General features: G+C 39.9%; 11 protein-coding genes. 2 read left to right on the plus strand and 9 right to left on the minus strand.

All coding sequences use genetic code 11. From position 1 onward, the window contains the following. Positions 1 to 8 precede the first annotated feature (8 nt). Positions 9 to 203, minus strand: a complete 195-nt coding sequence (locus tag AB8S09_RS05345; protein WP_294181951.1) for a hypothetical protein — start codon at positions 201 to 203, stop codon at positions 9 to 11. Between the two features lie 159 nt (positions 204 to 362). Here AB8S09_RS05345 and AB8S09_RS05350 point away from each other — a divergent pair, with 159 nt between their 5' ends. Then, entirely contained in the window at positions 363 to 512 is a 150-nt protein-coding gene (locus AB8S09_RS05350) for a hypothetical protein (protein ID WP_294181949.1), read from the plus strand. A gap of 514 nt (positions 513 to 1,026) precedes the next feature. Continuing rightward, positions 1,027 to 1,671, plus strand: coding sequence for an HAD-IB family hydrolase (locus tag AB8S09_RS05355; RefSeq protein ID WP_294181948.1), 645 nt, complete (start codon positions 1,027 to 1,029; stop codon positions 1,669 to 1,671). A gap of 223 nt (positions 1,672 to 1,894) precedes the next feature. Here the strand turns inward: AB8S09_RS05355 and AB8S09_RS05360 are convergent, their stop codons facing one another. The 8 genes from AB8S09_RS05360 to glpK form a co-directional block, all read right to left on the minus strand. Continuing rightward, positions 1,895 to 2,224, minus strand: coding sequence for a DUF1292 domain-containing protein (locus AB8S09_RS05360; protein ID WP_294181945.1), 330 nt, complete (start codon positions 2,222 to 2,224; stop codon positions 1,895 to 1,897). Between the two features lie 266 nt (positions 2,225 to 2,490). After that, positions 2,491 to 5,997, minus strand: a complete 3,507-nt coding sequence (gene nifJ / locus AB8S09_RS05365) for a pyruvate:ferredoxin (flavodoxin) oxidoreductase (RefSeq protein ID WP_294181944.1) — start codon at positions 5,995 to 5,997, stop codon at positions 2,491 to 2,493. 539 nt (positions 5,998 to 6,536) lie between these two features. After that, positions 6,537 to 6,962 (minus strand): flavodoxin, encoded by a 426-nt coding sequence (locus AB8S09_RS05370; protein WP_294181942.1) that lies wholly within the window; start codon positions 6,960 to 6,962, stop codon positions 6,537 to 6,539. Between the two features lie 132 nt (positions 6,963 to 7,094). After that, complete coding sequence (gene murG / locus AB8S09_RS05375) at positions 7,095 to 8,195, minus strand: undecaprenyldiphospho-muramoylpentapeptide beta-N-acetylglucosaminyltransferase (RefSeq protein ID WP_369868624.1); 1,101 nt, start codon at positions 8,193 to 8,195, stop codon at positions 7,095 to 7,097. Positions 8,196 to 8,206: 11 nt separating this feature from the next. Beyond that, positions 8,207 to 9,985, minus strand: coding sequence for a single-stranded-DNA-specific exonuclease RecJ (recJ, locus tag AB8S09_RS05380; RefSeq protein ID WP_294181937.1), 1,779 nt, complete (start codon positions 9,983 to 9,985; stop codon positions 8,207 to 8,209). A gap of 61 nt (positions 9,986 to 10,046) precedes the next feature. Then, the gene (locus AB8S09_RS05385) at positions 10,047 to 11,288 is read right to left on the minus strand and encodes a M16 family metallopeptidase (protein WP_294181935.1); all 1,242 of its coding nucleotides are present in this window, start codon (positions 11,286 to 11,288) and stop codon (positions 10,047 to 10,049) included. Between the two features lie 35 nt (positions 11,289 to 11,323). Then, positions 11,324 to 11,878 carry a DJ-1 family glyoxalase III gene (locus AB8S09_RS05390; RefSeq protein ID WP_294181933.1) on the minus strand — a complete coding sequence of 185 codons (555 nt, stop codon included), beginning with the start codon at positions 11,876 to 11,878 and terminating at the stop codon, positions 11,324 to 11,326. Between the two features lie 93 nt (positions 11,879 to 11,971). Then, positions 11,972 to 13,477: a glycerol kinase GlpK gene (glpK, locus tag AB8S09_RS05395; RefSeq protein ID WP_294181931.1), complete on the minus strand. Its 1,506-nt coding sequence runs from the start codon at positions 13,475 to 13,477 to the stop codon at positions 11,972 to 11,974. Positions 13,478 to 13,563: the final 86 nt, after the last annotated feature.

Here is a 13,563-nt window from a genome sequence, read left to right on the forward strand (position 1 = left end):
TCGATAAACTACAGGGAGAGAGAACTGCCCGGACAAAGCTTGTCTTTTATAGATGGAGAACTAGCCGGAGGCATGCACTGCATCATAAAAAGAGAATTGCTCGGGTGGACATGCAGTGCATCGTAATAGAATTGCCCGGATGGACATGCCACCATAGAATAGGATAGGAAATTACTTAAGCGGACATGCACTGCATGCATCATAAAGAGAAAATTGCTTTGGTGAATATGCCTACCATCCCAAAGAGAGAAACATCCGGAGGGACATGCCATTATACAGAGAAAATTGCCAGTTGGGCACATCTAACGTTTCAAAGAGGGAACTAGCTGAAAGGACACGTCATCGTAGAGAAAATTGCCCGGATGGACTGCTTACTGTTCAAAAAATTGCTTGGGGAGACATGCCTACCCCTCAAAAAGAGAACTAAGCCGGAGGGACATGCCACCACACAGGGAAAAGACTGCCTTATGGAGAAAGAACTTTCAACAAGGAGATGTAGATTATCTGGATAGGCGGCTACTTTACAGATAGAGGACTCCACAAGGAGATAATTGATCGGAGGGATAATTGCTCGAGTGGACATTCCATGCCACTGCAGAGGAAACAAGACTGCAAAATATGCAGAGCAGCAGCTGGCATATAAATGAGTGAACGGGCGGAAAATAAATGTTGAATTGGCAAAACAAGCTGCTCTGCAGATTGGAGTACTTCTTGTTTACAGTTTGTTAACAGCCCCCGGGGGCTGTTAACAAACTGTAAACAAAATAGGACATCATGCAATTTATGTATGACCAACGCGAGAATATTCTCAGGTAAATAATCTCAAAGATACAAGAGGACAACATTCACATCACAGCTAAAACTTATGGGTTTTTTGCAATATCCCCGAATTTTGAACTAAACATGAGTGGGAAACACTGTCCAGCCAGGTAACCTCCAGAAAATAGAAGTTTGAACTTTAAACTGCCTATATGATATTATAGAAAAGAACAAAATTCAAAGCTTAAAAACAAATGAGGTGATTCTTTGACAAAACTTGCCATATTCGACGTTGACTTTACTTTAACAAACCGGGAAACCCTTGTGGAATTTTACACATTCATGTTGAAAAAAAATCCAAAACTCATATTGTACGCACCTTTTGGAATTATATCTGCCTTTTTATTTATAATTGGTTTATTCAGTGCAAAAAGAGCCAAGGAAAATTTTATTTCATTCATAAATGGAATAAATGAAGAAAAAATGAAACATTTAACAGCAGAATTTTATAAAAAGAGGATGTGCAAAATATTCTACAGCGATGCCCTTGATACAATGAAAAAATTTAAAAATAAGGGCTACAAAATATATCTCATCTCTGCATCTGCAGAATTTTACCTGAGAGAACTTTATAGAATAAAAGAAGTGGACAAAATAATAGGTACCACATTTTTAATCAAAAATGGTAAACACTACAATAAAATCATAGGTAAAAACTGCAAAGGGGATGAAAAAGTGAGGAGGCTCAAGGAATCCCTGAAAAATGATGGCATAAAAGTTGATTTCAAAAATTCATATATGTTCTCTGACTCCCTGGCGGATCTTCCATTATTCAATGCAGTGGGAAATCCATATCTGATAAATTACAAGAAAAATAATCCGTATAACATAAAGGTGCTGAATTGGAAGTAAAGAGTGAATTTACAGTTTTTATATTCATTGTTTGTTCATAATTCATTTACAATTTGTTCATGACCCCCGGGGGTAGCTTGGCCACCCGAGCCATCCGAGCCATCCAAGCCACCCAACCACTCTGCAACCCAGAAGCTCCGCCAACCCAGCAAAAAAAAGTTCAAATATTGGTGACTTTCAATTGAAAATTCACCAAATTTGAACTTTACAGTTTCATATGAGTTTATTCCTGCGATAACTGCTGATAATAAGCTGAAACTTCCTTGAATTCATCTTCCTCAGGTATAACGAGCTCAGCTGCTGATTCATTGCCTTCAACTTTAAATAGATAAACAGAGCTATCCTGTGGATTTTTAACTATGGCATATTCATTTTCCTTGAATTCAAAACCGTCAACTACTTCACAGGGAACCATATTTCCATCTTCATCTTCCAGGTTCACTATCAGCGGTTCATGGTCTCCACAACTGCTGCATCCACAGCCGCAATCATTAACATTTTCATCTTCACTGCTGCAATTGCAGCCTTGTTTGTTTAATTCATCTTCATCCATGATATATACCCGGTTAACCTTAAAGGTGGATATCCTATCAACATTATAACCTCGTTCTGGGCTCACACCGCAGCGGAATTTCTGTAAAATCTTCCGGCATGTATATTAAAAGCTATAATTTGTAGTTATAATCCTACCGGGGATATTCACCTCCTTTTTTATCGTTATATTTTAATTCTACCCTTAATTGCAGTATAATAAAAGCCTTTTTTAGTTAAAAGTAAAAAAAATATCGGGCATTTCCTGCCCGATATTTTCAAATACTATTATTGTTCATTTGCAAGCTTTTTGTATCCTTCAATTCTCTCGAATGCATCTTTCTTAGTCTTTGCAAACAGAGCTTCTGCTTTTTCAGGAGACTGTTTAACAAGTGAAGAGTATCTAACTTCGCCCATCAAGAAGTCTTTGAAATCTCCAGTTGGCTCTTTGGAATCAAGGCTGAATGCTTTCTTGCCCTCTTCCTTCAACTGAGGATTGTATCTGTAAAGTGACCAGTATCCACAATCAACGGCTTTCTTGATTTCTCTCTGGCTCTTGCCCATTCCGGCTCTCAGTCCGTGGTTGATACATGGAGCATAAGCTATTATGAGAGATGGTCCTTTATAAGCTTCTGCCTCTTTCATTGCTTTAACTGCCTGAGCTTTGTCTGAACCTATGGCAATCTGAGCTACATATACATATCCGTAAGTCATAGCCATTCTTCCAAGATCTTTCTTCTTTGTCTTTTTACCACTTGCCGCAAATTTAGCTACAGCAGCTGCAGGGGTAGATTTTGATGATTGTCCACCTGTATTTGAATAAACTTCTGTATCAAGTACAAGTACATTTATATCTTCTCCCGATGCAAGTACGTGGTCTAAACCGCCGTATCCTATATCATAAGCCCAGCCGTCTCCACCAACTACCCAGTGAGATCTCTTGATTAAGAAATCTCTGTTATCATAGATTTTGTTGAGTACGGGGTCGTTTCCTTTTTCTTTTTCAAGTAAGGCTGTTATCTTGTCAGCTCTTTCTCTTGTGCCTTCACCTTCATACATATTTTCAATCCAGTCTTTCAAAGCAGCTTTAAGCTCTCCGCTTATGTTGCCCTCTATGGCTTTCTGCATGTTCAGCTTAAGTCTTTCTCTTATCTGTTTTACTCCTAAGACCATACCAAGTCCATATTCAGCATTGTCTTCAAACAGTGAGTTAGCCCAAGATGGACCATGTCCTCTATAATTAGTAGTGTATGGAGTTGTTGGTGCAGAAGCTCCCCAGATTGATGAGCATCCTGTTGCATTGGATATCATCATTGTATCTCCGAACAACTGAGTTGCAAGTTTAACGTAAGGAGTTTCTCCACATCCTGCACAGGCTCCTGAGAACTCAAGCAGCGGCTGTTCAAACTGGCTTCCTCTTACATTGAATTTGTTCATAGGGTTTTTCTTAGGTGATACGGACATAGCGTAATCCCAAGCTTTTGATTTATACAACTGAGTTTCAATTGGCTTCATAACAAGAGCTTTGTCTTTTGCAGGACATATGTCTGCACAGTTTCCACATCCCTGACAGTCAAGCGGTGAAACAGCTATGGTAAATTTAAGTCCCTTTGCTCCGTTGGCATCCTTGTGATCAAATCCCTTAGGTGCTTTGGAAGCTTCTTCCTCAGTAGTAAGTATAGGTCTTATAGCTGCATGAGGACATACAAATGAGCACTGGTTGCATTCTATGCATTTATCTACCTGCCATTCCGGAACAAATGTAGCTATTCCTCTCTTTTCATAAGCTGCAGTTCCTGCAGGGAATGTACCATCTTCCATTCCTACGAAAGTGCTTACCGGAAGTTTGTCTCCATCCTGTCTGTTCATAGGATCTGCTATCTTCTTGATAAATTCAGGAACTTCTCTTGTAGCGGCAGCTTCTTCTGAAGCATTCTTCCATGAAGCAGGTACGTCTACCTTGACTACAGATTTAACACCCTGATCTATAGCTGCATTGTTCATGTCAACAATTTTTTGTCCTTTTCTGCCGTAAGATGTAACAACTGCTTCTTTCAGGTATTTAACAGCATCCTCTATAGGTATGATGTTGGTAATCTTGAAGAAAGCGGACTGACATATCATGTTTATTCTTCTGCCAAGTCCTATATCATTGGCAATTTTCACAGCGTTTAATGTATAAAATTCGATATCATTATTTGCTATATATCTCTTTACCGAAGCAGGCAATTCCTTTTCAAGTTCTTCTGGAGTCCAAATTGTATTTAACAGGAATCTGCCGCCTTTTTTAAGTCCCTCAAGTACATTGTATTTATGAACGTAGGACTGGTTGTGAACAGCAATGAAATCAGCTTTATCTATAAGATAAGGTGATTTTATCGGTGATTTACCAAATCTCAAGTGGGAAACCGTTATACCTCCGGATTTCTTGGAGTCATATGCGAAATATCCCTGTGCATACATGTCTGTGTGGTCTCCTATGATCTTTATTGCACTCTTGTTTGCTCCTACAGTACCATCGGATCCAAGTCCCCAGAACTTACAAGCTGTAGTTCCCTTTGGAGTTGTCTCTATATCTTCTCCTACATTCAAGGATGTATTTGTAACATCATCCACTATTCCTATAGTAAATCCGTTCTTTGGATTATCTAATTTAAGGTTTTCAAATACCGGAAGAATATGTGATGGCAGTGTATCTTTGGAACCTAATCCGTATCTTCCTCCAACTATAACAGGTTGTCCTTCTTTGCCATAGAATGCATTCTTAACATCCAGATAAAGAGGTTCTCCAATTGATCCTGGTTCCTTTGTTCTATCTAAAACTGCAATTTTCTTAACAGTCTTTGGTATATATTTAAAGAAATGTTTTATTGAGAATGGCCTGTACAGATGAACTGTAAGTACTCCTACTTTTTCACCCTTTGCAGTCAGATAGTCCACAACTTCCTCTACTGCTTCACAGACGGAACCCATAGCTATTATAATTCTATCTGCATCTTTTGCTCCGTAATAGTTAAACAGGTGATATTCTCTTCCTGTAAGTTGGCTTATTTTTCCCATATAACCTTCAACTATGTCAGGTAGAGCATCATAATATTTGTTAGGTGCTTCTCTCTCCTGGAAGTATATATCAGGGTTTTGAGCTGTACCACGAGTTACAGGGTGATCCGGATTCAAAGCTCTTCTTCTAAATGCATTCAATGCATCCCAGTCAACCAATTTTGCCAGATCTTCATATTCCAGCATTTCAATTTTCTGAATTTCATGGGAAGTTCTAAAACCATCAAAGAAGTTTAAAAATGGAACTCTTCCTTTTATTGCAGATAAATGTGCTACTCCGGCAAGATCCATAACTTGCTGTACCGAACTCTCCGCAAGTAGTGCAAAACCTGTCTGTCTGCAGGCCATAACATCCTGGTGGTCGCCAAATATGTTAAGTGAATTAGCTGCAACTGCCCTGGCTGTTACCTGGAATACTCCTGGAAGCAATTCTCCTGCAATCTTATACATATTAGGTATCATAAGAAGTAAACCTTGTGATGCAGTATAAGTTGTAGTTAAAGCTCCTGCCTGAAGCGAACCGTGAACTGCTCCAGATGCTCCTGCTTCTGACTGCATTTCCATAACTCTCACTTGCTGCCCGAATAAGTTTTTCTTGCCCTGGGCTACCCATTCATCCACATGTTCTGCCATTGGAGATGAAGGAGTTATTGGATAGATAGCTGCTACATCAGTAAATGCATAGGAAATATAAGCTGCTGCTGTATTTCCATCCATAGTCTTCATTCTACTCATAAAAATTCCTCTCCTTTTTAACTATTGTAAATTTTGAATAATATTTGTGCTTTTTAATTTTATTTAAACTAATACAGTAATTATATCACAATTAGTACAGCAATTGCACTGCAAGTGAAAATTTTAATTAAAAAGTACAAAATCCAGTTTTATTTTTATTTTTTATTTAACCCTACAGTTTTACTATACAGCAAAACGACAAAATTTTAAATACAAAAAACAATTTTTAAAAAATTTTTGTATACGATTATCCATCATTCGACTGATTTAGCTGTACTACAGATATAATTTTTTTAAAATACAGCCTGTATACAATAATTTTCGGGCGGCAATATGAAAGGTCGGGCACTGCTTTACTACCCAGGTGCACGGCGGCAGTGCCCGAATCCTGATAAATCACCGGGCATGAAAAAAGATCATCCTTTCGTTAACAAATAGACAATCTATCTTAATTTACAAATTATTCATCAATTGTTTACAAATTGTTCATGACCCCCGGGGGTTGCCCGTCCACCTATCCCATCTGGCGGGTTTCCGGACTATTTTGCAAGCAGTTTGCCCAGTTCTTCAGCCTTTTTCAGTTCATCGTCGGTAGGGGCTTCTTTAACTGCCAACTCTCCGACAACCTTGAATCCATAATCCTCTACAGTCTTCTTCCAGTCTTTCAAAAATTTTCCTTCATCCCAGCCGTAGGAGCCGAAAAGTACAACTTTCTTTCCCTGCAGGGGAATAAGTTTGAATTCCTTAATAAAAGGAGCCATATAATCCTGTTCTATTTTGTTATTGTCAAGGGACGGACTTCCAAAGGCCACGGCGTCAGCGGAAGTTACATCCCCGACTTTTGCGTCCTGCACATGCTTTGCCGCAACTTTTGCACCTTCACCTTCCGCACCTTTTATGATGCTATTTGCCAATACTTCCACATTTCCACCGTCGCTCCAATATATTACAGCAATATTTTTCATATAATTACCTCCCCTTTTTTATTATCAAGCAAGTACACCACAGCAGTCTATATTATTTATATTTCTACACCATGATCCGTTTTTCCTGCCAGAAATCAAAAATATAAATACTTTTTTCACAAAGTCAACTGATCATATACTGTACTTTTCTATCAGATTTACGATTTTATCCACTCCATGTCGGGCCGGACTCGCTTTCATGTTATTTATGTACTTATTTCTGGAATCATAAAGTTTCTGTATCCTGTCCAAAAATATTTCCCGGGTCATTCCCTCCTCCTGCAGCACCATGCTGTATCCGCTCTTTTCAAAGGAAGCCGCATTTAAAATCTGATCCCCCCTGCTGGATGCCTTGGACAGCGGAACAAGCAAATTGGGCTTTTTAAGTGCAAGCAGTTCGAATATGACATTTGCACCTGCCCTAGATACAACTATATCCGCCGCATTCATTATATGAGGAAGCTCTTTGCTTATGTATTCAAATTGAATATAACCCTTTCTCACGTTCAGTGATTTGTCTGTATTCCCCTTCCCGCATATATGAACTATGTTAAATGTTCTAAGGAGTTCATTCAAGGAATTCCTAACCATATTATTTATAAACCTGGAGCCGAGACTTCCGCCTATTATAAGAAGAATTGGCCTGTCGTTTGTAAAACCGCACAATCTCCTGCCAATTATCCTGCTTCCATCTAAAAGCTCCTGCCTTATGGGAGTTCCCGTAAGGACTGCATCGTGTCCCTTTATATTTTTCAGGGATTCCGGAAATGTAACACAGACTTTTGTACAATAGGGCATGGATATTCTGTTTGCAAGTCCAGGTGTAATGTCCGATTCATGGATTATAACGGGCACCTTGTTCAGATGTGCAGCAATAACAACCGGCACTGAAACAAACCCTCCCTTTGAAAATACTATATTGGGTTTTTCCCTCTTCATTACAATTGCGGCCTGAAATATTCCCTTCAGTACCCTGAAAGGATCTGTAAAATTTTTTATATCAAAATACCTTCTCAGTTTCCCGCTTGAAATGACATGGTATTTTATTTTCTCATCCCCAACTATCTTTCTCTCGATTCCATTTTCAGTTCCTATATACTGTATTTCATATCCCAGTTCCCTTAACTTGGGCACAAGTGCCAGATTAGGCGTAACATGTCCTGCAGAACCTCCGCCCGTCAGAATTATCTTTTTCAAAGCGTACTTCCTCCCCTTACAAAATATAATATTCATAATGCCAGTATTCAAGAAGTCAATCTAAAATCCTTCACTATGATCTGAATGCTTTTATTTCCGTTAAATTCATTTATAGATGGTGAAAATATAAAATCCATTCTTATGCTGTGGAAATTATTGTTTAAAATTTCGTTTCCCTTCCTGTCTCCATATGTCCTGAGAATCAATTCCCTGAATTTTTTACCTCCGTTAAAATCCAACGCGTCGATTTTTTTCAGGCTGCTTTTTAGTCGGCAAAATAATTTCAGCACATTTTTATCTTTTCCTAAAAAATATACTCTGAATACCTCTATATTTTTTTCACCAAAAATAGGTGCCGGATTTCCCTTTCCAAAAGGTTGCAATTTTCCCATGTCCCTAAGCATACCAAAAGATATATCTTCCAGGGGAAGCCTTTTGTCTATTCTAATTCTAGGTACAATATCATCATCTGTAAGTTTGCAGTTTTCATTAAGTTTTTTCCTCAGATTATCTATATTTTCAGTATCTATAGACAGCCCTGCCGCCAGTGGATGTCCTCCAAAATTGTTCATCAATTTTTTACATTTTAAAAGTTCCTCAAACATATTGTATCCTTCTATGGATCTTCCCGAGCCTTTAGACTGGTCCGCACTTTTGGTTATAACTATAGAAGGCACATTGTACCTTTCCTTGAGCCTCCCTGCAACTATACCTGCTATACTTTCGTGTATATCATCTTCCCGGACCACAAGTACCTTGTCTTTTTTCAAATCAGAATTTTCCACTTTTTCAATTGCCTTATCCAGCCCTTCATTGGTCATCTGCTGTCTCTTAAGGTTCAGCTCATGAAGTTTTCGGGCAAGTTCCCGTGCCCTGGCAGAATTTCTGCACAGCAGAAGCTCAAGGGCCACAGACGCGCTGTCAAGTCTTCCTGTAGCATTTATGCAGGGCCCTATAATAAAACCTACATGGTAGGAATTTATAATTTTTCCGTTCAGGGAAGTTTCATATATCAATGCCCTCATGCCTATATTTTTGGTATTATTCAACATCCTGAGACCGTTTTTAGCTATGCTCCTATTCTCTCCAAGTAAATCCACCACATCGCATATGGTACCTATGGCCGCATATTCTATAAATCCAAAGGCTTCTTCCTCTCTCATCCCAAATCTCCTGTAGAGCATCTGGATAAATTTAAAGGCCACTCCCGCACCACAGAGCTGTTTAAAAGGATAAGGACAGCCTTTCTGTTTTGGATCAATGACAGCATCTGCCGATGGTATGAGAAATTTCCTGATGCCCTCATCCGAGTAATCAAATGGTATGTCGTGATGATCCGTAACTACCACGGTCATTCCAAGTTCTTTTGCCCTTTTGATCTGATCCAGGGCGGAAATACCGTTGTCACAGGTTATTATAACTTCAATTCCTTCACTTTTCAGCTGCTCCACACTGTGGATATTCATTCCGTATCCTTCTTTAACCCTGTCGGGTATGTGGTATTTTACTCTTGCACCGCACCTCAAAAGTCCACTGTACAATATATAGGTGCTTACAACTCCATCCACGTCATAGTCGCCGTATACAGCTATGCTTTTATTTTTTTCTATAGCCCTGTATATTATTTCAGTACCTTTTTTCATGTCCTTCATAATAGCAGGATCAATCAGTTTGTTCAGAGACGGATTTATAAAGTTTTCTATATCATCTGCACCGGTTATTCCCCTATTGGCAAGAATTTGTGCCATAGTTTCACTTATTCCCGTCCTTCTGGAAATAGCTTTTATATTTTTACCGCATCTTCTCAGCATCCACTTTGCATTCAAAAACAACACCAGCCTTATAGCAATTTACAATTGACAATTTACAGTTGACAATTATAAATCGTCAATCGTCAATTGAGCTCAATATCTGTACAGAGGGATTTCGCAGGGCCTTATTCACAGCTCTGACTATATCCGCATCATCAATTTCATCCCACCGAACTTCACTGCAGGAATTACAGCAGTCGTGAAACCTCCTGTACATAAGTTCCCATTCCACGATTTCCTTGCAGTATTCAACGGACTTTTCCCTCTTGATTTCCCTTTTCAATTTTAGACTTCTTCCAATCCTCTTTATTCTATCGCCGCTGAAATATCCCTTCAATCTTTTTGATTTTTCTACGGCACCATCTATAATGTCAAGTGCACTATCTATATGTTCGGGCAAAGTACTCATTCTTATAGAAAAAAGTTTTACACCTCTTTCGTCTCTTATAGTGCTTCCCAGGTCATAGGCAATGCCCTCATCGGTTCTGAGCCTGCTGAACAGAAGGCTTCCGTTTCCCTGACCAAAAACAGCATTAAAAAGACAAAGTGCCTTGAATTCCCTTTCATCTAAATCATGAATGTCAAATATATACTGGATTTTGGCACCAGCATCCCCGGGCACTTTTTCCACAAATACCCCTGCCTTGTTCTTTTCATACAGAGGCAATTTTGCACTGCAAGACAAAGGCATGCCCTTCCACTTTTCGAAATACCTGCACACAATGGAAATTATACTTTTAAAATCCAGAGAAGAACAAAAACACATAGTACAGTTTCCAGGGAAATAAAATGTGCTGTAAAATCTTTTTATTTCTTCCAGATCAATGTTCTTTATGCTCTTTTCATTTCCCACTATGAGCTCCCTTATTCTTCTCTTTTCAAACGAATTCTCAAAGAGGACATCTTCACATCTTCTGTATAAGTCATCTTCCCAATCCTTGCGCTCCTGAAGTATTACATCCATTTCCTCCCCAAACCCTTCTTCAGGGAAAACCGGGTTCAGGAGCACATCGCTGTAAAGTTCCAGCGCCCTTTCAAAATCCTCCGAAAAACAGGTTCCGTAATATATGGTGTACGGATAATTTGTCATGGCATTTTCAAATCCGAATACACTGTCAAGTTCATCGTTTATCTGCTTCTCGTTCCTATGTCTGGTCCCCTTGGATATGACATGCTCCAGGGCGTGGGCCGTTCCAAAATCAAACTGCCCGATTTCCTCCAGAGCTCCGGCATTAAATCCCACACACAGTGAAGTAAGTACTCCCGATCTGTATTTGTATAAGAGCTTCACTCCATTTTCAAGCACATATTCTCTCACTTTTTGCCCTCTCTTCCTACAGGTAAACCCTGAAGCTAAATCAAATTCAACAGCATATCCTTTTTCAAATTTTCCACCGTGTTCCCATCTGCAAGATTCTGCAGTATTCTAAAGGCAAAGTAAACAGCTGTAGCAGGACCCCTGCTGGTTATTATATTACCGTCCTGAACTACAATTTCACGACTGAAGTCAATAGATCCGAGATCTTTCTCGAATCCGGGATAGCAGGTCACCTTTTTGCCTTCAATTATCCCGGCTTTTCCAAGCACTATTGGTCCAGCACATATTGCCGCCACTATTTTATTATTACTATAGAATTTCCTTACCAGATTTACAACTTCACCGTCATCCTTGAGATTTTCCGCACCGGGCATACCCCCGGGTATTATAATTACATCATATTTGTCCGTGTGCATGTCTTTCAACAAATTATCAGCTCTCACATGTACTTCGTGGCAGCTGGCTACATCACGATCCGAGCTTATGGAACAGGTTACACAGTGTACTCCGCCCCTTCTCAATACATCCACACAAGTAAGGGCTTCCACTTCCTCAAAACCCCTTGCAAGTAAAACTACAGCTTTTTTCATAATAAATCACCTCTAATAAATTATACCATAACTGTACGATTATAAAAAAAATCCCAAGACGACAGTAATATCATCTCAGGATTGAAATTGGTCCTAGGAATCACTTGATTCCTTTGCCCACCCCATGGATCTTTTTACAGCTTCATGCCATCCGTCCAGAAGCTTTTTCCTTTTTTTATCTTCCATATTCGGTTTGAAAGTTCTAGATACAGCCCAGTTTTTGGAAACTTCCTCCCTGCTGCTCCAGTAACCCACCGCAATACCTGCAAGATAAGCCGCCCCCAGGGCAGTGGTTTCTATGACCTGAGGCCTGTCAACCTGAACATTCAGTATATCCGATTGAAACTGCATCAGAAAATTATTGGCACAAGCTCCACCATCTACTTTTAAAACTTTAAGGTCAATTCCCGAATCCTCTTCCATGGCCTTAAGCACGTCATAAGTTTGATATGCAAGGGATTCAACAGTGGCTCTTATGAAATGTTCCTTTTTAGTCGCCCTGGTAATTCCGACCATTGTCCCCCTGGCATAGGCATCCCAGTAAGGCGCACCGAGGCCCACAAATGCCGGCACCAGATAAACTCCACCGGTGTCCTCTACGGCAACACAGTATTTTTCAGATTCCGGGGAAGTCTTTATCATTCTAAGTTCGTCTCTTATCCACTGTATAGCCGCCCCGCCTACGAATATGCTTCCTTCAAGGGCATAGTCCACTTTGCCATCTATTCCAATTGCTATAGTCGTAAGAAGTCCATTTTTAGATTCCACTGCTTTTTCTCCAGTATTCATAAGGAGAAAACATCCGGTACCATAGGTATTTTTTGCAGTGCCGGGCTGGAAGCAGGTCTGTCCAAATAAAGCCGCCTGTTGATCTCCTGCATCTCCCGCTATGGGAATGCTTACCCCGAACAGGCTCTTGTCAGTCTCTCCATAGACGCAGCTGGAAGGTTTCACTTCAGGAAGCATCGATTCAGGTATATCGAGCATATCCAGGAGATCTTTGTCCCATTTTAGCTCATGTATATTGAATAGCATGGTCCTGGATGCATTCGTGTAATCAGTTACATGGACCCTGCCTTTGGTCAAGTTCCATATAAGCCAGGTATCAACATTTCCAAAAGCCAGGTTGCCCCTTTCGGCTTCTTTTCTCGCACCAGGTACGTTGTCCAAAATCCATTTTATCTTTGTGGCTGAAAAATATGCGTCCAGAATGAGTCCGGTCTTTTCCTTTATCATCTTGTCTAAACCTTTTGCCCTTATCTTGTCACATATGGCGGCAGTCCTCCTGCACTGCCATACTATGGCATTGTAAATGGGAAGTCCTGTCCTCTTATCCCATACTATGGTGGTCTCTCTCTGGTTGGTTATACCTATTGCCTTGATATCTTCAGCACTTATATTTCCCCTCAAAAGAGCTTCTGTTGCCACTCCAAACTGGGTTGCCCATATTTCCGTGGGATCATGTTCTACCCACCCATTTTCCGGAAAAATCTGTTTGAATTCTTTTTGAGCCATACTCACGGGCAGGCCCTGTTTATTAAATAATATGCATCTGGAGCTGGTCGTTCCCTGATCAAGCGCCATAATGTATTCTGCCATCTTACATCCTCCTTTTTAATTTTAGTGGACCGCTCCGACTTAGTTTTACGTAAAGTCAGAGCTTCCCGGGAACAGAGAAAATACTT

It is taken from the genome of Clostridium lapidicellarium (assembly GCF_041224415.1).
GTDB lineage: Bacteria > Bacillota > Clostridia > Clostridiales > Clostridiaceae > Clostridium_B > Clostridium_B lapidicellarium.